This is a genomic window from Phaeodactylibacter sp. (genome assembly GCF_022763345.1).
Lineage (GTDB): Bacteria > Bacteroidota > Bacteroidia > Chitinophagales > Saprospiraceae > Phaeodactylibacter.
Genome location: NZ_JALEGS010000014.1, coordinates 107,288 through 127,792 on the forward strand (window position 1 = coordinate 107,288; position 20,505 = coordinate 127,792).

Consider the following 20,505-nt stretch of genomic DNA (forward strand, 5'->3'; position numbering starts at 1 on the left):
AAATTACCCGGGGCTCGCTTCGTCCGGGCCTCCGGGAATTTTTGACAGCAGCCAGCTTCGTTCCGTGAGGGGTTGCATATTTTCCACTTCCTTTCTTACCCTTGCTCTGCCCGATACATCGTAGGGGGGCAGAGCGACCAATTGCCGGACTATCCGGATGATATTACCATAATTCTCCCGGTGGTACTGGCTAAACTCCCGCCGGGCTACAAAACTGCGCAGCCGCTCCAAATGGGCTTCCAGCAGTTCATACTCGCCTTGTTCATAATAGATTTTCAACAATAAGGTCCGGGCAATCAAATCATTAACCAAGTCTGTAATTTCCGTGGTCAGTAACAGCTGCCGGGCCCGGTCGTAGTCCTGCTCTGCGAAGTGCAGCCTTGCCTGATTGAACTGGCTGGCTGATTTCCGGTACGCTTCTGGTAATCTGGGCGAATATTCCGTGATCAATGCCCGCACCGCATCCAGGTAGCCCAGCCGTATCCCAACCGCCACGATATTGTTGAAGGTAAACCTCGAAAGCATCCCACTATCAAACAGAACTTCCTGCGTCAGCCCATCCTGGTACAAACGCCAGCTTTCTTCAGCGTAGAAGATATTGCCGGTATTGATCTGCCGGATACAAAAATTCAGCGCCAACATGTACAGGTCCTTTTGCTCTTCAGCCGTGAACTGCCCCTGACAGGCCTGCTGCAATTCCCGAAACGCCAGGAAATGCTTCTCCTGCTCCGTACTTCCCAAAAATCTAAAGCAGTGGTAGTAGAGGGCAACTGCCGGGTACTGCAAATACCCTCCTGCCTCAATTTGGCTGATTAGCGGTTCCAACAACCCATAATCGTAGGACTTTTTGAAGACGGCCTCGTGCGAGCGTTGGGTACAGGCATGCCGAAGCTTCCGCGCCAGATAATCCACGTCGAGCGTATCGGCAATCTCTTGCAGCTGTAAAGGCTCTGTGCGTCTGTTGTCAGCCTGATGCTCCAACTCGCTGACCTGGTACGTCAGTAAAGCCTGGTAATAGTCCGCATTGCGCAGCGGCTGCCGTTCCAACTGCTGTTTTTGCCGCCGCATGGTGCGTTGGAAGTGGCGCCCGAGGCGGCGCTGCCGGTACAGCTTGGCCAATTGGCGGGTGCGGGGCAGACCTGAAGCCCGGGCTTCTTCCATCAATAGGAAATCTTCCAGTAAAGCATGCAGCTCGCTCATGGCATTCCGGAGCTGCTGATTGTCGTAGGGCTGACCGGGGAAAGCATGTTTGTACAGTAATTTCAGCTCTGGCCAGGGTCTTTTTGCAGCTTTCCTTTCTACAAGGTAGCCCAACATCAGGTGTAGTTCTTCCCGCTTAGTGGCGTAGCCCGAGCTCAAAAACCACCTCAATTTACGGATCTCTCCGCTGGTAAGCGCCCCCAGGAGTTCGTACAATTGATATTTTTCCATACTAAAATGTAGCTTCCGTTTCTACAATATAGAAATAATTGCATTGCAGCGGGGCGTTAAACCCTGCACTTTTGTGAGGCAATCAATACCAAACTCATGAAGACCCAGTATATCTACCTTCTACTCTTCAGCTTCTTTACCCTCCAACTCGCGGGGCAGGGCTGGCGGCAGACTTATAACTTCCCAAGCAACTCCTACCGGGTATACAGCCTTGCCCAACACCCAGATGGAGGCTACCTGGCGGCTACCTCTGCCTCCCTGACCACCTCTTTCAATGCAGCCATTCTAAAAACCACAGCTGAAGGCGATTCTGTTTGGCTTAAAAGCTACCCTGGCGGGTACGGTATTTTTATTGCGGAGAACACCGATGGCACCTTCTCTTTTGTCACCGATGAATACGTCAATATCATTGACACCGAGGGCGAGGTGATTAGCACGGCTGCTATTCCGGAAACAGACAATTTTGACTTTCAATTCACGGCAAACCAGGCAGTCGCTTCCGCAGGTAATGGAGATTTACTGCTGGGCGGGCATAATAATACCGGGCACGCCATGATCACCAGGCTGACCCCAGCCGGGCAGGAAATCTGGACGCGTACCTTCCCCCACCCCAACGAAGAGGAAGTACATGCCTTAGCAGAAGATGAAGCAGGCAATATCTACCTCGGGCTCCAAAGTACCCCACCGGGCGAACAATTCTCCACCCGCATCGTTTTGAAAATCGACCCGGAGGGAAATACCCTCTGGCGCACCGAGCTGCCCAATGATGGCAATGCCAGTGATACACCGGATGGCATTGTGGTGATGAATGGCACAGAAGGCATTATTATCGTGGGTTCCGGAGTACCACAAATTTCAAGGCTTAGCACCTATGGAGATCTGCTTTGGAGTGATGCCCTTTCCTCCATTTACTCCCCATCTTCAATCGTTGAAGATCAGGAAGGCAACTTTACCATAACCGGCGTACAGGTTTCCAATGGTATCTACAGGAATGACATCTTCCTGCTAAATATTGATGAGAATGGCAACCACAATTGGGAGCACACCTACACCCGCCTGGAATTTGAGGGTGGTGATGCGATTTTGCCCACAGCCGATGCAGGTTTTTTAATTGGTGGGAACACCGTGTCACAAGGCTTTTCCTCAGGTAGTATGCTTCTTATGAAAACCGATGCCTTCGGCAATCTTTTCACCAATCAAGTTAGCGGGCAGGTCTTCCTGGACCTTAACAACAACTGCCAGAAAGATCCCAATGAGCCTCTATTGCCCAATACCGGGCTCACCGTGACCAAACCGGGCTTTGAGAGTATCGCCATTACAGACACGGCGGGGCAGTTCACCATGCAGGCGGACACCGGTGCCTTTACCCTGACGCCCTACTTCAACTCGCCCTACTTCAACTCAGAATGCTCTACGGATGTGCCCCTGTTCACCGGCTTTTTCGATACCCTTTCCATTGACGTGCCAGCCACACCGGTTGTCTACTGCCCGCTGCTACAGGTCAATCTGAGCACGCCTTTCCTGCGCCGTTGCTTTTCCAACACCTACACGGTGGATTACTGCAACATAGGCACAGCATCTGCCGGGAACGTACATGTAGAAATCACCCTTGACCCCTTTTTAGAGCTGGAGGGAGCGTCCATCCCATTTGAAGAGCTTAGCCCGGGCCGGTATAAGTTTGATGTGGAAAACCTGGATATTGGGCAGTGCGGCCGTTTCAATATGACCGTTTTAGTGAGTTGTGAAGCCGAGCTCGGGCAAAGCCACTGCACCGAAGCCCATATTTTCCCGGATGAACTCTGCCTGCCACCTGTGCCCGGTTACTCTGGCGCTTTTCTGGAGCTGGAAGCCCTCTGTCTGGACACCACCGCCTTTTTCCGGATTCAGAATACCGGCGATGGGGATATGGCCGCACCACTCGAATATATCGTCATTGAAGACGCCGTGCTGCTACAGCAGGAAACCTATGATCTGGCGCAGGGGCAGGAAACCCTGTTCAACTTCCCCGCCAATGGTAGCACCTATTACTTCAATACACCTCAGGAACCGGGCGCACCGGGCGCAGATTTCCTCAGTGTTGTGCTCGAAGGCTGTGGCACCAACGCCGATGGCAGCTTCAGCACCGGCTTTGTCAACATTTTTCCTCAGAGCGACAGCGACCCCTGGCTTGATATCGACTGCCGGGAGAACATTGGCAGCTTCGACCCCAATGACATACAAGTCTTCCCGAAAGGGTATGGGGCTGAAGGGCAGGTAGAGCCGGGCACAACGCTGGAATACCTCATCCGGTTCCAGAATACCGGTACCGATACTGCCTTCACCGTAGAAATACTGAACCCCTTCCCACCGGAGCTCAACCTTAGTACATTACAGCCCCTGGGAAGCAGCCACGACTATAAACTGACGGTACAGGAGGACAACCTGCTCAGCTTCCGGTTTGATAACATTCTGCTGCCCGATAGTACCACCAATCTGGAAGCCTCACAGGGCTACGTACGCTACCGGGCGGAACACCGGGAAGAGCTTCCACTGGGCACCACCATCGAAAATGATGCCGCTATTTACTTCGACTTCAACGAGCCCATTTTCACCAACACGGCATTAACCACTATTGATGAAAACTTTATCCTGGTCAACATGGAAGAGATCTACGTACCCGGCTTGTCCCTGAATGCCTACCCCAACCCCTTTACCGATTTCCTGAACATTTCCTTTGATGGCTTGTCAGGAAATACAGTACAAATCCTGATTTACAACACGGAAGGCAAACTCGTCCGGCAACTGGAGCAGCCGTTTGCGCCGGTCGTAACCCTCCGGCCGGGAGCAATGCCCAATGGGCAGTACGCGCTACAGGTCTGGGTAGACCAAAAGCTAACCGCCGCCGGCACCATTATTAACCACTAAACGCTGAAGCTATGAAAAGGCTAACCATCGCTAGTTTTCTAATGATCCTATTTGCAACGATCACAACTGCGCAGGACTCCCCATGGAGCGTACAAACCTCACTGGGCTACCAGCAGTTTGAAATCTTCAACGACTTCCGAACGGAGCTTATGACCTTTGAAAATGGCAACTCTGGCCGGAGCACGGGCAACGTGACCTACCCCATCCGAAGCCTGCAATTTGGGCTTGGCCTGAATTACGCTATCCATCCAAGGTGGACTGGCAGCTTACAGGCCAACTATGCCGGCTGGAAAGGCGAGTACGGTACTGACCGTTCCATGACTTTCAATGCAGGTGCAGAGGATGAAGTCACACATAGCCCGAGGAGCCCGCGTGCGCTACGCCTCGCACAGTTCAACCTCATAGGCTATTACCACCTCAACGGCATCGGAGCTAAAAGTCAGTGGCAAATCGGTACCGGTGTGAGCGGGGCCTTCCGCAGGCACCGCTATGAGACCCTTGCGCGATACAATATCACCTCCACCTATGACCTGGAAGTACTGGAGAGCCGTATTGAGACCGTTGACAAATGGATAGTGGGCATTCCACTCAGTGCCCGGGTACTCATCCCGGCAACGGAAAGATTGCAGCTTGGCGCACAGCTCGACTTCACCTTTTTCGCCAGTGAAGCGTTTCACCGGAGCTTGGTACTAATCGCTGCGCATACCTTCTAAAGAACACCTGACCTATATACCCCAATCATTAAAGAAGCCATCCCAAGGCATTTTGCCCGGGATGGCTTACTTTTTTCAAATTATCTCAACAGAGCAACAGGCCTAGCTCGCCAGTTCCTCGCGGATTTTGTTCAGTGCAGAACCAGCGCTTACCCAATCGATCTGCGCCTGATTGTAGGTGTGGGCTACCTCAAACTCCTCCGTTGAGCCGTCCTTGTGGTGCAGCTTCACGGTCAGGTTCTTATCCGGAGCCATCTCATTGAAGCCGAGGATGTCGATTTTGTCGTCCTGCCGTACTTTTTCGTAATCATCCGGATTGACGAAAGTAAGAGCCAGCATACCCTGCTTCTTCAGGTTGGTCTCGTGGATACGTGCGAAAGACTTCACAATCACCGCACGGACGCCCAGGTGGCGCGGCTCCATAGCAGCGTGCTCACGGGAAGAACCTTCACCGTAGTTTTCCTCACCGAATACCACGGTGCTGATGCCTGCGGCTTTGTACTTACGTGCGGAGTCTGGCACACCCAGGTACTCTGCTTCGTCTACACTGTCTACGTAGTTCGCAACCTTGTTCATTTCGCCATTGAAGAAGTTGATGGCGCCGATGAAGCAGTTGTTGGAGATGTTATCCAGGTGGCCACGATACTTCAACCATGGGCCCGCCATGGAAATGTGGTCCGTCGTACACTTGCCCTTCGCTTTGATCAGCAGGCGCATGCCTTTCAGCTGCTCCTGAGTGATCGGCTTGAATGGGGTTAGCAGCTCCAGGCGGTCTGAATTGGGATCCACCTTTACCTCAATGCCACTGCCATCAGCAGCAGGTGGGATAAAGCCAGCATCCTCAACGGCAAAGCCCTTTGCCGGCAGTTCCACACCAGAAGGTGGATCCAGCTTTACGTCCTCGCCGTTTTCATTCTTCAGCGTATCCGTGAGCGGGTTGAAGGTCAGGTCACCGGCAATCGCCAGCGCCGTCACGATCTCCGGAGAGGCCACAAACGAACGGGTCTGCGGGTTACCATCGTTACGCTTGGAGAAGTTCCGGTTGAAAGAGGTGATGATGGAGTTTGCCCGGTTGGGGTCATCGGTGTGGCGAGCCCACTGACCGATACACGGCCCGCAAGCATTAGCCAGCACAACGCCGCCCATCTTCTCGAAATCTTTCAGTTGGCCATCGCGGTCTACGGTAAAGCGGATTTGCTCCGAGCCGGGCGTCACTGTGAACTCCGACTTCACCTTGAGCTTCTTATCCACCGCCTGACGTGCCAGAGAGGCTGCCCGGTCGAGGTCTTCATAAGAGGAGTTGGTGCAGGAACCGATCAGCCCTACCTCCAGCTTCTGCGGGTAGTTATTTTCCTTTACGGCCTGAGCGAACTTGGAAATTGGCCATGCCAAATCCGGAGTATAAGGGCCATTGATATGTGGCTCCAGCTCAGACAGGTTGATTTCAATCACCTGATCGAAATATTTTTCCGGATTAGCGTAGCACTCGGCATCACCGGTGAGGTGCGCTTTCACGCCATCTGCCAGGTCGGCAACTTCGGCACGCTCTGTAGCACGCAGGTAGCGGCCCATAGCCTCATCGTAACCAAAGGTCGAGGTGGTCGCGCCAATTTCGGCACCCATATTACAGATCGTGCCTTTTCCGGTACAAGACAGCGACTCTGCGCCATCACCGAAGTATTCAACGATGGCACCGGTACCGCCTTTCACAGTCAGGATACCCGCTACTTTAAGGATGACGTCCTTGGCAGAAGTCCAGCCACTCATTTTGCCTGTCAGCTTCACGCCGATGACTTTAGGCATCTTGAGTTCCCAGGGCATGCCAGCCATCACGTCTACGGCATCCGCACCGCCCACGCCAATCGCAACCATACCCAAACCACCCGCATTAGGAGTGTGAGAGTCGGTACCGATCATCATACCACCGGGGAAAGCGTAGTTCTCCAGCACAATTTGGTGGATGATACCCGCGCCCGGCTTCCAGAAACCAATACCATACTTGTTGGACACAGAAGACAGGAAGTCGTATACTTCCTTGTTCACGTCGTTAGCTTTGGCGAGGTCCTGTGCAGCGCCCTCTTCGGCCTGAATCAGGTGGTCACAGTGCACGGTGGAAGGGACAGCGACGTTATCGCGGCCAGCCATCATAAACTGCAACAGTGCCATTTGTGCGGTCGCATCCTGCATAGCAACCCGGTCAGGCGCAAAGAAAACGTAGTCTTTGGCACGGGAATAATTTTGCAACGGCGACTCAGGGTGCAGGTGGGTATAGAGGATTTTTTCCGTAAGGGTGAGCGGGCGGCCAAGGGTTTTCCTGGCTTCCTCTACTCGCGCAGGCAGTGCTTCATACACTGCCTTGATCATATCGAGATCGAATGGCATAGCAGATGAATTTAATTTGTTTATTGTAATGTGGGACTAGTGCGACTAGACCGGATTATCTGATAGTCTTTTCACGCCTGAACCGCTTTTGTTGACGGGTCTTAAACGGTCAAAATTTGCGGCTCAATTCGTCAGGCATTCGTTCATGCCCTACGCGGTTTTTTATTTGGTGTTTTCAACAGCTGCCCTAAATAACGCCACGTGTTAAAAACAAGCAGGCTGACCGGGGCAAAACCCTTATTTTTTCAAGGATTTTGAAAGGTAGGCAAATGTACAATTTTTACCTCTTTCTGGCAATGCATATGTAATATAGATAGGATGGACCGAAATATTGTTTTGCTGGTTTCCACTTTTCTGCCTACCGTTCCACCGCCCAGAGGTTTTGGTAGGCACGCCCCCAGCAGGTGACCTTGCGCAGGTTGGGGATGCGGGGCAGGCAGCCTTCTACCATAGAAGCGCCAAAATACTCGTACCCGCAGCGATAGTTGTCCATGTAGAGGATGTCGCCACCGGTATTGTCGGCAAGGCAGGCGTATTCCGCGAATGCGTTGGTGTTGCGCTCCGTAGCATCCAGAAAAGTGAGGATATTGATGGTGATTTTCCGGCTGGATAAACGGCTGGCCCAGTCGCAAATGTCTTCCCCATCGGCCCGGCAAACGTTGGCTCCATCACTAATGAGGAAGATCGACTTCCGGGTTTGCGCATCGTCTGAAAACAGCTCGGGGCTGGCCTGCAGGCGCTCGAGCAGGGGCGTGGTGCCATTGGGTACCAGGAATCGCAGCCGGTAGCGCATATCGTAACGGCTCAGCGCCCCCACCGCATCCCAGGCTTTAGGCTCCGTCCAGCAGTCCCCATCTATGCTGCCCAACCCGAGTTGGGTGGTCTCCGGAAGACTATCCAGAATAAACAAGGCCGTCTGTTTCATCACCTCAAACCGGGTGGTACCCATACAAGGCACTTTCTCCATCACCATGGACCCGGATAAATCAAGCAGAAAAAGTAGCTCCTCGTAGTCCGTAAACTCTAAGGTCCGGTTCGTATTGCCGGGGAGCTCCCCTACCGGCTTTGGGCCCGCAGAATCCTGTTGCGCATAGTAGTCTTTCATCCCCTCCATGCCGAGGGTGTCGCGCACCAGGAAGTAGTTGTAAAGGGCGGCAGCGTTTTTCGTATCGTACTTGACTGCCTGATCAAAATAGCCCAAAGACCGGATCAAATCGCGCCGGTGTACGTGGTAGTGCCAGCCCAGGGTATCGCTGCCGTGGTCGCTGCCCCCCTGATTGAGCATGGTAGCGTAGCCCAACGCGTTGTAATAAATGGATAACCGCTTGGGGTCTCCCAGTTTTTCCTGTAAGCCAATGCTCTTTTCCAGTGGTTGTAAAGCTTGCCCCGCCCGGTCAGCGTAGAGCAAGACCATGCCCTTGAGGAAATAGCGTGTGGATTCCTTTTGCGCGAGGTCAGGGTCGCCAGACCGGAGCAGGATATCACTCTTTTGCAGCAGTCCCAGCCCTTCGTCCGCCCGGCCAACCCGGCTGAGCGCCAGGGCGAGGGAAAGGTTGAAATTGTAATTGTCCGGAATGATGCTGTGGGCTTTCTCAAAGTGGCTGACAGCCCGCTCGTAGTGGGCTTCTGAGTACAGCAGCATGCCCTTGTAGTGCGCACGAAAGGCGGCTTTTTGCCGGTTGCTCTCGGGTGCCAGCAAAAGCAGCATCAATGGAAAAATAACCAGACTACTGTACTTAATGATCATGCACTACAACGGTTCTGCTCAGAGAAAATCAGGCCATTTCAGCCAGCTCCATCCACCGGAGCTCCAGCTCTTCCAGCTCATCATTGACATCGCTCAGCTCCTTCGATAAATCTGTAATTTGCTCCGGGCTAAGGCTCGTGTCATTAAACTGCTCAGTTAGCTCCGCCTTTTTTTCTTCCAGTTTCAGAATTTTCTTTTCCAGCCGCTTCAACTCTTTACGTTCATCCTGACTCAGGGCCGTGGCTTTAGATTTTGGTTTTGGCGCAGCAGGTGTGGAGGCTTCTGCTTCCTTGGCCAGGCGGGCTTTTTCCCGGTCTTCTTCCTTCTTTACCTCCCGGTAGCGGGTATAACTGCCCGGGAAGTCGCGGATTTTTCCGTTGCCTTCAAAAACGAAGAGATGCTCCACGATCTTGTCCATGAAGTAGCGGTCGTGGGAGACGATCAGTACACAGCCCGGGAAATCCATAAGGAAATCTTCGAGCACATTGAGCGTCATGATGTCCAGGTCATTCGTAGGCTCATCAAGAATAAGGAAGTTGGGGTTGGCCATAAGGACAGTGAGCAGGTACAGGCGGCGCCTTTCTCCACCACTGAGCTCAGAAACGTATACCTGCTGCTGCTTGCGGTTGAACATAAAACGCTCCAGTAGCTGAGGTGCGGTCAATTTCTGCCCTTTTTCCAGGGGGATAAACTCGGCAATGTCCTGAACCACATCAATCACCCGCTTATTTTCTTTGAGTTGGATGCCGTCCTGAGTATAGTAGCCAAAGACGGTATTTCCGCCCACCACGACCTTGCCGCTATCGGTGCGAATTTCATTCGTGAGCAATTTCAGGAAAGTGGATTTACCGACCCCGTTCGGCCCAACGATGCCTGCACGCTCCCCTTTTCGGAACTTGTAGGTGAAGCCGTCCACCAGCACTTTGTTATCGTATGCCTTGCTGATGTTGTGGGCTTCCAGCACCTTTTTGCCCAGGCGCTGCCCTTTGATGTCGATCTTCATCTCTTCATCAATGCGCTGCTGCGAAACCTCATCTTTCAGATCATGGAAGGCATCCACCCTGGACTTGGCTTTGGTGCCCCGGGCTTTGGGCATGCGGCGTACCCAGTCCAGTTCCCGTTTGAGTAGTTTCTTGCTTTTCTCCAGGGTGGCGGACTCCACATCATGGCGGGTCGTCTTCTTTTCCAGAAATTCACTGTAGTTACCGGTGTAGCGGTAGAGCTTGCCCAGGTCCAGCTCTACAATGATGTCACAGACCCGCTCGAGGAAGTAGCGGTCGTGGGTAACCATGAACAAGGTGATACGGGGCTGCTGCAAATACTCTTCCAGCCACTCGATCATGTCGAGGTCGAGGTGGTTGGTCGGCTCATCGAGGATGAGGAACTCCGGCTCTTCGATGATGAGCTTGGCCAGGGCCAGACGCTTTTTCTGTCCCCCGGAGAGGTTTTTGACCAGTTTATTCAGGTCGCTGACTTCCAGCTTGGTCAGCACTTCCCGGATACGGGCTTCAAAATCCCAGGCTTTCAGAGCATCCATCTTAGCAATCGCCTTGTGCATGGCTTCTGTATCGTCCGGGAAGAGCATAGCGTACTCATAAGCGCGCACGGCCTGAATCATAGCATTCTCTGAATCCAGTACGGCCTCCAGAATAGTATGTTCCTCGAAAAACTCAGGATCCTGATTCAGGAAGCCAATGCGAACATCTTTGTGCAGGTAGACTTTGGCGGCCTCTCCTTCCGGCGCTTCTTCCCCGGCGATCACCCGGAGCAGCGTGGTTTTCCCCGATCCGTTTTTGGCGACCAATGCAATCTTTTGCCCCTGATTGACCTGCAGGGAAATATTGTCGAAGAGAACTTTCTCTCCGTACATTTTTGTGACGTCTTCGAGGTTGAGGTAATTCACGCTTATGGATTCTGTGAATGAATATGCAAAAGTACAAAAGACTTTAGCGGTTGGACCCTGTGCTGAAAAAAAACGGAGGCTTCCCTGCGGTGTGCAGAAAAGCCTCCTGAGTTTCGTCGGCTACCAGCCTATTTCTCTTCAATCATGTCATGCATGATCGCCAATGTTTCCTTGATGTAAATATCTTTGGAGACACTTTCCAGCCACTCATCGTTACGGGCTTTCTTGGATTCGTCGGCTTGGATACCGGGCAGGTCTTCCTCCAGGTTGGAGATGTTCTCCAGGACCACCTGATCCATGACGCCATCGAATTCATCGGCCTGCTGCTGCCGCTTTTCACGCATTTCGCGGTAGGCCTCCAGCCCAATCGGGTAGGCTGACTCTTCGCGCTGCTGCTCTACGCGCTTGGCGTTGGCCAGAATTTTCTGGAACGCCTCATTCTCTTCAATACGCTTTTCGCTGCGGCTGCGCAGTTTGCTGATGTTGTCTACCTCCAGCACATCCTGATCGTACTCCACAGGGTCGATCTCTGTCCACTCCATCGCATACTCCCGGTCGCGCTCGCCGGTCTTGATGTAGAAGAAGTTATCCGGCAAGATGATGTCCGGCGTCACGCCTTTAAGCTGCGTGGAACCGCCATTGACGCGGTAGAACTTCTGAGTGGTCAGCTTGATTTCACCCAGTGGCTTCAACTCATTGAACCCGCGGATGGTACGGTCCAGATCAATGAAGCGCTGCACCGTGCCTTTACCGAAAGTAGAAGGGCTGCCAACAATCACCGCCCGGCCGTAGTCCTGCAACGCTGCCGCCAGAATCTCTGAAGCAGAAGCACTATAGGAATTGACCATGACCACAAGCGGGCCATCGTACTGTACACGCGAATCGGAGTCTTTCAGCACTTCCGGGTCAGAAATACGGGACTTCACCTGTACAATTGGCCCTTTCTCAATGAACAAGCCCGTCATTTTAACCACATCCCGAAGGGAACCACCGCCGTTGTAGCGCAGGTCCAGAATGATGCCATCTACGTTTTTAGCTTTGAGCTTCTCGATTTCTGCTGCCACATCGGTAGAGCAGAAGCGCCCGTTTTTATTTTGAAAATCAGCATAGAACGAAGGCAGGAGGATGTAACCAATGCGCTCTTCGCTGCCTTCCTCCCCTTCCAGGATGAGCGATTTTGCAAACTGCTCTTCCAGAACCACCACATCGCGGGTGATCGTTATGTCTTTCACGCTGCCGTCAATCTTCTTTACCGTTAAGGTCACCTTAGTGCCTTTGTCCCCTCGGATGAGCTGCACCACATCGTTGATGACCATGCCTGCAATATCCTTTGGCTCGTCCTCATCCTCTTGCTTAACCTTTAGGATGACGTCGTTTTCCTCCAGCTCTTTTTGCTTCCAGGCGGGGCCACCCACTACGATGCGGACGACCTTGGTGTAGTCATCTTCGGTACGCAGGGTCGCGCCAATGCCTTCCAGCCGGCCACTAAAACGGATATTGAAGTTCTCTTTGTCAATAGGCTGATAGTACTCGGAATGAGGATCGAATATATGGGTAAAGGTATTGAGGTAAACGCTCAGGCGGTCTTCCCGCTTCAGTTTTCGCATACGACCGTACCAGTCGTCCAAAAATTCCAGGACTTCTTCACGGGACTCCTGCTCGATTTCTTCGAAAGACTTTGGAGCTTCCTCTTCCCCTTTCTTTTCCTCTTCTTTGGTTTTGTTGACGATACGCTCTACCGTTTCGTACTTCAGATACTTGCGCCAGTACTCCTTCAGTTCATCGTCATGCTGAGCAAAGGGCTTTTTATCACCATCCAGCTCAATGAATTCGTTGGTCTCGTAATCAAAGGGCGTCTCCAGCATTTCCCGGTAGTAGCCCTGTGTTTTATCAAGCGCGGCCTCCAGCATTTGGACAGAGGCATCGAAAAATTCGAACTGCCCGGCCTGCGCCTGATCATCAATACTCGTGCGGTAGCCTTCAAGCTTCGCAATATCTTCCTGTGTCAGGAACCGGCGGCCACCATCGACCTGATCGAGGTAAAAATCAAAAATCTGACTGGAGAAATCGTCATTGATATCCTTCGGCTGATAATGCAGCTGCCCGAAACCGCTCAATACAGCCTGCATCAGGACAGCCTCTTTTTCAGCGTTATTGGGTTGCGGATAGTAAGCCGCTGCAAGTAGAGCAACTAACAAAACGGAGAAGAAGATCTGACCTCTGTACTTCATGATAAATTTCTTTATTGACATCCTAAGGTGTGCTTTGCTGGATTAAGACCGTGTTGGGCATTCGCTCCAAAAGCGAATTCCCAACACAGTCTAAGACACAGTTTGCAAATAACAGTTTATGGTGCCGGCTGGCTTTAATTATGCTGCTAATTTATTGCCAGAGCCTGTATCCATATAAATATACTCCTTTCAACAATAAAAGTTAGCAATCGTACCGGTGCCTGCTTTGCTTTAACGGTATTGTAACAAATCCAGTGCCAAATTATCGAAAAGGTAACGATAAAACCAGAAAAGAAGTTGTACCAGCCCCAAACAGAACAGCCCCGGTAGCGTCATTCTACCGGGGCTGTTACAATTATTCCTTCGCTGAGATTACAGCAGTGGCGCAATTACCAGTGCGACCACAGACATCAGCTTCAGCAGAATGTTCAGTGATGGGCCGGAAGTATCCTTGAACGGATCACCCACGGTATCACCTACAACGGTGGCTTTGTGAGGGTCAGACCCTTTGTAGTACATTTCACCGTTGATATCCACGCCTTCTTCAAACATTTTCTTGGCGTTGTCCCATGCACCGCCAGCGTTAGACTGGAAGATGGCCATGAGTACACCTGTTACGGTAACGCCAGCGAGGAGGCCGCCGAGCATTTCTGCACCCAGTTGGCTTCCCAAGCCTATCAGTCCAGGTGTCAGGCCAACCACGACCGGTGCCAGTACGGCCAGCAGGCCAGGGCGCACCATCTCGCGGATAGAAGCCGCAGTGGAGATTTCCACACACTTGCCATATTCTGCCTTGCCGTCGGCTGCTTCGAAGGTCTTCTGATCGGCATCGCTCCAGTCAGCGAAGTCTTTGCCGTCGTTTTTGCGCATTACGTCAAGCGCTGCAGTCAGCTCAGGGATAGACTTGAACTGACGGCGCACCTCCTGAATCATATCCATTGCCGCACGGCCCACTGCACCCATGGAGAGGGCAGAGAACAGGAAAGGCAACATACCGCCCACAAACAGGGCCGCCATGACATAAGGGCTGGTGATATTGATGCTGGTTAGTCTTGCATCCGGGTGGCTGAGGTTGTACGCAGTGATGAAGGCAGCAAAGAGTGCCAGGGCAGTAAGTGCCGCAGAACCGATAGCGAAACCTTTACCAATTGCAGCCGTAGTGTTACCTACTGCATCAAGCTTGTCTGTACGCTCGCGCACTTCTTTTGGCAGCTCCGCCATTTCAGCGATACCGCCGGCGTTGTCGGAAATCGGGCCGTAGGCATCTACCGCCAGCTGAATGCCGGTATTGGAAAGCATACCTACTGCAGCAATTGCGATACCATACAGGCCAGCAAAAGAGTAAGAACCTACGATAGCAACTGCCAGGATCAGGATAGGGATAGCCGTTGACTGCATACCCACGCCAAGACCGGCGATGATGTTAGTCGCCGCACCCGTCAGAGACTGGTCCACGATGCTTTTTACCGGCTTGGTACCGGTACCCGTATAGTACTCCGTAATCATACCGATGAGCAAACCGCCGGCAAGGCCGAAGATCACGGCCCAGAATACCCCCATAGAGGTGTAAGTGGTGCCTTCGAAAGTCCATTCTGCAGGCAGCATCCAGTTAACGATGCCGAAAGTGGCCGCCAACATCACACCGGCAGAAAGGAATTCCCCACGGTTCAGGGCTTTCTGAGGGTCACCGCCTTCTTTTACCTTTACAAAGAAAGTACCCAGGATGGAAGTCACGATACCAACGCTTGCGAGTACCAGTGGCAACAGTACGGCGTTCAGGCCTCCAAAGTCATTTGTATTTTCAAAACCGGTCAAACCGATGAACGCAGCACCCAGTACCATCGTACCGATGATAGAACCCACATAAGACTCGAACAGGTCAGCGCCCATACCGGCTACGTCACCCACGTTGTCGCCTACGTTGTCCGCGATTGTTGCAGGGTTGAGGGGGTGGTCCTCCGGAATACCGGCTTCCACTTTACCTACGAGGTCGGCGCCCACGTCAGCTGCTTTGGTATAAATACCGCCGCCCACACGTGCAAAGAGCGCAATGGAAGATGCACCAAAAGAGAAACCGGTAATCACGGTGATCACGCGGTTAATATCCCACCCGATGCTCGAGTAGCCCAGGAAGAGCACGCCAAGACCGACTACGCCAAGACCGACCACACCAAGGCCCATAACAGAGCCGCCAGCAAAGGCGATCTCCAGGGCTTTGCCCAGACTTGTACGGGCAGCGTTGGTGGTGCGCACGTTGGCTTTAGTCGCTACGCGCATGCCAATAAACCCTGCCAGTGCAGAGCAAATCGCGCCCAGTACAAAAGACAGAGCGATAAGGGGAGAGGAATCAGCAGTATTACCGCTGATGCCCAGTAGGATTGCCACGGCCAGTACGAAGATGGCCAGTACGCGGTATTCCGCTTTGAGAAATGCCATGGCACCATCCGCGATATTCACCGCGATACGGCCCATGCGTTCTGTTCCAACTTCCTGCTTAGACACCCAGGCCGAGCGCCAGAAGGTGTACAACAGGGCGAGTACACCAAAGACGGGTACTAAATAAGTGATCGTTTGACCCATACCATTTTTTGTTTAAAGTTATAGTTGTTTCCGAGGAACCATTTGGCCCCCTTTGTTCTATACCGACGACGAAGTGGTTTGAGGTTCAAACCTGCTTGGTGTCGGCATAAACTCCTACGTCGGGTTTGTGCCTAATGCCCAAACCTCTCCGTTCTGAGTTTAGGTTCTGCTAATCGCTTAAGATTTAGCGGGGCAAAGCTAACGCAAATTTGTTTTTTGTCCAACTGTTGCAGGAGGAGTTGTGAAGGACTCCATATAACAAGGTGTAATTTGGTGGAGGCCCCTCAAACCTATTCGTTCGCTATTTTGTAGAATATATCCTGAAATCATTAAACAGACACCTTGCTACTATGACACCTATTAGTATAGCACTCGACTGGACCCCCAACACCAATCATACCGGCTTCTTTGTGGCGCAGGAGCTGGGCTACTATGAAAACGCCGGGCTACAGGTCCAAATTATTGACCCTTCTGCAGACCAATACGCCACGACCCCGGCCAAGAAGCTGGAGCTCGGGCAGGTAGACTTTGCCATCGCCCCAACGGAGAGCGCCATCAGCCTAAATACCAAATCCAGGAGGGCAGCAGTCAAAGCTGTGGCAGCCATCCTGCAGGAAGATGCCAGTGCCATCGCGGTACTGGCTTCCAGTGACATCAACCGCCCCGCTGCGTTGGATGGCAGAAGCTATGCCTCCTACGGTGCCCGGTACGAAGACAAAATTGTGCAGCAGATGGTGCGCAATGATGGCGGTAAGGGCGAGCTCTATCTCAGCTATCCAAATAAGCTTGGTATTTGGAATACCTTGCTTGAGAACAAAGCAGATGCCACCTGGATATTCCAAAACTGGGAAGGAGTGGAAGCCGAAACACAGGGTATTGAGCTGCGTTGTTTTGAACTTGGCAATTACGGCATACCTTATGGCTATTCACCGGTGCTTCTGGCGATGGCAGACCAAATTGAAAGTCGCCGGGAAGCCTACCAAGCCTTCTTACAAGCCACCAAAGCCGGCTACCTCCACGCCCTGGAAAACCCCGAGTCAGCTGCCCGTATGCTGGGGGCTTTTGTAACCGCACACGACCGGGAGCGGATTGACCTGGTAAAAGCCCAGGAACGCACCAACCCCTACTATGGGACTGCCCAAACGTGGGGGCACATGGATGCCGCGCGCGTCTCAAAGTTTGTAACCTGGCTGAAGGCAAACAATATCGAATCCACTTTGGAGTCTATTGAGCAAATATTCACCAACGAACTCCTTTCAGGATCAGGAACTTAGTTCAACAAAAAATTTTGTGCAGCTTTATGACCGAAGCCTGACAACGGTTCGAGCCTACACTTCGTATTTATACTTGACTATTGCGACAAAAACGCTGAAACAGAGGCATAGCAGGGCTTTACCAAGCTGTGGCCTTTCAGAAAACCATTATTTCTTTTGTCATTTTTTCGTAAGGAGATATAAGATGTTGATAAATGTCATGACAAGAAATACGGTCGATAAATAGTTTTGTTGAACCTTGTTGCAGTTTTGTGACATTGGTGCAACGAGCGAAAATTACTTTTGTAACCGAACACTGAATTTAAGGGCTTTATGCTGGCGAAGTACAATATACTTACGGTAACACACAAACGCACTAACCTCAAGGATATAGGCGATTTTGTGATCAAGGTGGACGATCAGGAGGCACTGAAGCAGCAACTGCAGCAGCTTAAGGCGCAGTTTCAAATTGATGAGCTGTTCTACCTGCCCACCTGCAACCGGGTCATGTACTTCTTCACCACCAATCATCAGGTGGACGAGCGCTTCATCGCGCGTTTCTTTCAGCGTATTAACCCTGACATGCCGATCGAGCTTGAAGACGAGCTTGATGATATCGTTTACCACTATCAGGGAGAAGAAGCCCTCAGGCACTTTTTTGATGTTTCCGCTTCCATCGACTCTCTCGTGATCGGTGAGCGCCAAATCCTCCGCCAGATCCGCGAAGCTTACGAACTCTGCCACAGTTGGGGCACCACCGGAGAATACATCCGCCTCGTTTTTCAGCAGGCCGTAGTGGCTGCCAAAGCTGTCTACAACCGCACCCGGATTGGCGACAAACCAGTTTCTGTGGTATCGCTGGCTTTTCAGCAAATGCTTAAGGCACATGTCCATAAAGGCGACCGTGTGCTGCTCGTAGGTGCCGGGCAGACCAATCAGCTTGTGGGCAAATTCCTGAGCAAGTACGAGTTTTCCGACATCACGGTTTTCAACCGCAGCCTCGACAAAGCTGAGCAGTTGGCCAAAACCTTAAACGGCCGGGCGCTGCCGCTAAGCGACCTGTCTGACTATCAGGAAGGCTTCGATTGCCTGATCGTATGCACCGGGTCTACTGAGCCGATCATTACAGCCCCGCTTTACGAAAAACTACTACAGGGCGACACCGAACGCAAAGTTGTCATCGATCTCTCCATTCCCAACAACGTAGCCGAAGCTGCTGTCGAGCAGTTCAATTTTGAATACATCGAAGTGGAGGGGCTGCGCAACCTCGCCAAGCAAAACCTAGCTTTCCGCGAACGCGAAGTGGAACGCGCCCACAAAGTCCTCAACGAGTACATACAGCAAATGCCTGCCCTCATCAAGCAGCGTCAGATCGAACTGGCCATGCGGCAGGTCCCCATCGAAATCAAGGCCGTCAGGGAGCGCGCCATGAACGAAGTCTTCCACAAGGAGGTCGCCACCCTCGATGATCAGACCAAAGCGCTGATGGAAAAGATGCTGGCCTATATGGAAAAGAAGTGCATTGGCATTCCGATGAAGGCGGCGCGGGAGGCGGTGCTGTAGGGCGTTGAAGTGATGGGTTTTGTGGTGTGATCTTTAGTGCTACTATTCGATTGGTTTCTTGAAAAGCCTCAGCATAATGCATCTGTTTTTAATGATCCCAATTTTCAAACCTTTCAATTGTTAGCTTATAATCTCTTTTGTTGACGTTTTTCAAGCTATCTACTATATAGGTGGTTGATCTAAGCTTTTCTCCTTCTTTACCAAACCCGAACCAGTCTCTACCTATACGATACCCAAATACTACTACCGTATTAGAGTCAAGGTTTAAAGTGCTATCTGCCCTTGCAAACACATATTGCTTTAGCTCTAGTAAGGTATCTGGTTTTTGGTAATAGAAATTCAAATCCTTCCTTGCATCTATCGTGCCGCTATTGGATTTAAATTTGGTTCGCAGCACTCCGGATTTTGGAATCCTGTAAACTCTTGCATTTTCATCATATTCTCTTGCCCTGCCCTCGCTCTGATTAAAAAATATATATACTTTCCCCGTGTAGCCATCCGGCAAAAAATGTGTTTCAGGAGCCATTCTGTTACAGCCCCCTCCAAACGCAAGGATTGCCCATAAAATATAAGCTCCGTACAGAAGAACCATAATGAACAGGGCTGAGATTATTACACTGCGTATTTTCATGTAAAACTTGTTGTGCGTTTAAAATCAAGAATTCATGAAATTAAGGGCTAAAATCTTTGGCTGTTGATAACAGAAATATACGGCAGAATAACTCCCCCGCTAATATTTCCACTTCGACCGGATAGCTAGCGCGTAGACGCAATTCCTGGATGCTGTACTGACAAACTCCGCCGTCAGAATTCGGGAACCAGCAGTGTCAGTCCTACTTGCAGCATTGCTTTTGGTTGTTTTGGCCGATGGCAGTGGTTCATAGTATGGGCAGCGGGGGTGCTAAAAGAGTGACCGATTTTGAAGGTAATCTTTGTTCTACACACTGTTTCCATATCAATCATGTAAACAATTTTTTGATGTATTTCTCCCATAGTGGAACAAACAATATCAAAAAAACAAAATTACCCAATAGTATATAAGTTATCATTAACCCACCATATGGAGCAAATGACCCTGATAGCAGAGATCCTAACGAATCTTCCTTGATAAAGGAACCAAAACCAATAGAACACAAGTAAATAAGGCACCAAAATAAATATACTTTCAAAATTAAAAAGCTTATATACTCATACACGTTCTCCTTTTCCTGGAGTAAGGAAGTAATCAATTTATAAAAAATATAAAAGTTCATTATTGTAGCAGGCAGTAGCCAAAAAAAATCATAAATGATATTAAGGAAGATATTTGAAAATATTATTTCAATTATGTTATCTCCTTCTGTAGTACGAAAATAGGCCTGTCCTATGTTTTCAGGATATTCAATATAGATAATATGATTAAAAAGCACATAAAATGCTTTTAGAAAAGCATTATACGGTAAATAAATAAGTAATAATTTTACGCTATTATTGCCGCTTCTTATTGGCATGAGATAAAGTCTACAGGTGTCTCAGACTTGAGTTTATTATAAACAGTCTCAAAATTTAAATGTATAACTTCTGGTTCCTTTTTCTACTAAACTTCCTTCCTAAAATATAAAATCAACAACTTTTGTTAGGAAGTTTTTCCAGGTTTCATCTGCTATTGTAAAATAACCGGATATGTCAACAAGAGATAAATATCACGAAGTTGTGAAGCAGGCGTTAGAAAAGGTGTAGACTTATGCTTCTTAAGACAGTCAATAATTGTAAAATAGTAGTTCCAATCAAGTTTGGCAGGGGCTAGCCCCTGCCAAAC

Annotated in this window: 11 protein-coding genes; 4 read left to right on the forward strand and 7 right to left on the reverse strand. The window is 50.9% G+C overall.

Annotated elements, in window-relative coordinates; all coding sequences use genetic code 11:
- Positions 1–3: 3 nt before the first annotated feature.
- Positions 4–1,431: a hypothetical protein gene (locus MRY86_RS03570; protein ID WP_293563595.1), complete on the reverse strand. Its 1,428-nt coding sequence runs from the start codon at positions 1,429–1,431 to the stop codon at positions 4–6.
- Between the two features lie 96 nt (positions 1,432–1,527).
- On the opposite strand from MRY86_RS03570, the gene MRY86_RS03575 reads away from it, so the two are divergent.
- Both MRY86_RS03575 and MRY86_RS03580 read left to right on the forward strand, forming a co-directional pair.
- A complete protein-coding gene (locus MRY86_RS03575) occupies positions 1,528–4,335 on the forward strand; it encodes a T9SS type A sorting domain-containing protein (RefSeq protein ID WP_293563594.1) in 2,808 nt (935 codons plus the stop codon).
- An 11-nt stretch (positions 4,336–4,346) separates the two neighbouring features.
- On the forward strand, positions 4,347–5,048 hold the full coding sequence (locus tag MRY86_RS03580; RefSeq protein ID WP_293563593.1) for a hypothetical protein: 702 nt from the start codon (positions 4,347–4,349) through the stop codon (positions 5,046–5,048).
- A 102-nt stretch (positions 5,049–5,150) separates the two neighbouring features.
- Here MRY86_RS03580 and MRY86_RS03585 read toward each other — a convergent pair whose 3' ends face one another.
- From MRY86_RS03585 to MRY86_RS03605, 5 genes are all read right to left on the reverse strand, one after another.
- Complete coding sequence (locus MRY86_RS03585) at positions 5,151–7,430, reverse strand: aconitate hydratase (protein ID WP_293563592.1); 2,280 nt, start codon at positions 7,428–7,430, stop codon at positions 5,151–5,153.
- Positions 7,431–7,788: 358 nt separating this feature from the next.
- A complete protein-coding gene (locus MRY86_RS03590; protein WP_293563591.1) occupies positions 7,789–9,177 on the reverse strand; it encodes a VWA domain-containing protein in 1,389 nt (462 codons plus the stop codon).
- A 28-nt stretch (positions 9,178–9,205) separates the two neighbouring features.
- Positions 9,206–11,080 (reverse strand): ABC-F family ATP-binding cassette domain-containing protein, encoded by a 1,875-nt coding sequence (locus tag MRY86_RS03595; RefSeq protein ID WP_293563590.1) that lies wholly within the window; start codon positions 11,078–11,080, stop codon positions 9,206–9,208.
- Between the two features lie 128 nt (positions 11,081–11,208).
- Positions 11,209–13,311 carry a carboxy terminal-processing peptidase gene (locus MRY86_RS03600; protein WP_293563589.1) on the reverse strand — a complete coding sequence of 701 codons (2,103 nt, stop codon included), beginning with the start codon at positions 13,309–13,311 and terminating at the stop codon, positions 11,209–11,211.
- 372 nt (positions 13,312–13,683) lie between these two features.
- The gene (locus MRY86_RS03605; RefSeq protein ID WP_293563588.1) at positions 13,684–15,891 is read right to left on the reverse strand and encodes a sodium-translocating pyrophosphatase; all 2,208 of its coding nucleotides are present in this window, start codon (positions 15,889–15,891) and stop codon (positions 13,684–13,686) included.
- Between the two features lie 350 nt (positions 15,892–16,241).
- On the opposite strand from MRY86_RS03605, the gene MRY86_RS03610 reads away from it, so the two are divergent.
- Entirely contained in the window at positions 16,242–17,165 is a 924-nt protein-coding gene (locus MRY86_RS03610; RefSeq protein ID WP_293563587.1) for an ABC transporter substrate-binding protein, read from the forward strand.
- A 312-nt stretch (positions 17,166–17,477) separates the two neighbouring features.
- The gene (gene hemA, locus MRY86_RS03615; RefSeq protein ID WP_293563586.1) at positions 17,478–18,707 is read left to right on the forward strand and encodes a glutamyl-tRNA reductase; all 1,230 of its coding nucleotides are present in this window, start codon (positions 17,478–17,480) and stop codon (positions 18,705–18,707) included.
- 88 nt (positions 18,708–18,795) lie between these two features.
- On the opposite strand, the gene MRY86_RS03620 is transcribed toward hemA, so the two are convergent.
- Complete coding sequence (locus MRY86_RS03620) at positions 18,796–19,338, reverse strand: hypothetical protein (protein WP_293563585.1); 543 nt, start codon at positions 19,336–19,338, stop codon at positions 18,796–18,798.
- Between the last annotated feature and the right edge of the window lie 1,167 nt (positions 19,339–20,505).

Coding starts and splice junctions, on each gene's coding strand:
- MRY86_RS03620 (WP_293563585.1), bottom strand. CDS start 19,338: ATGAAAATACGCAGTGTAATAATCTCAGCCCTGTTCATTATGGTTCTT.
- MRY86_RS03575 (WP_293563594.1), top strand. CDS start 1,528: ATGAAGACCCAGTATATCTACCTTCTACTCTTCAGCTTCTTTACCCTC.
- MRY86_RS03610 (WP_293563587.1), top strand. CDS start 16,242: ATGACACCTATTAGTATAGCACTCGACTGGACCCCCAACACCAATCAT.
- MRY86_RS03605 (WP_293563588.1), bottom strand. CDS start 15,891: ATGGGTCAAACGATCACTTATTTAGTACCCGTCTTTGGTGTACTCGCC.
- MRY86_RS03585 (WP_293563592.1), bottom strand. CDS start 7,430: ATGCCATTCGATCTCGATATGATCAAGGCAGTGTATGAAGCACTGCCT.
- MRY86_RS03570 (WP_293563595.1), bottom strand. CDS start 1,431: ATGGAAAAATATCAATTGTACGAACTCCTGGGGGCGCTTACCAGCGGA.
- MRY86_RS03600 (WP_293563589.1), bottom strand. CDS start 13,311: ATGAAGTACAGAGGTCAGATCTTCTTCTCCGTTTTGTTAGTTGCTCTA.
- MRY86_RS03590 (WP_293563591.1), bottom strand. CDS start 9,177: ATGATCATTAAGTACAGTAGTCTGGTTATTTTTCCATTGATGCTGCTT.
- MRY86_RS03580 (WP_293563593.1), top strand. CDS start 4,347: ATGAAAAGGCTAACCATCGCTAGTTTTCTAATGATCCTATTTGCAACG.
- hemA (WP_293563586.1), top strand. CDS start 17,478: ATGCTGGCGAAGTACAATATACTTACGGTAACACACAAACGCACTAAC.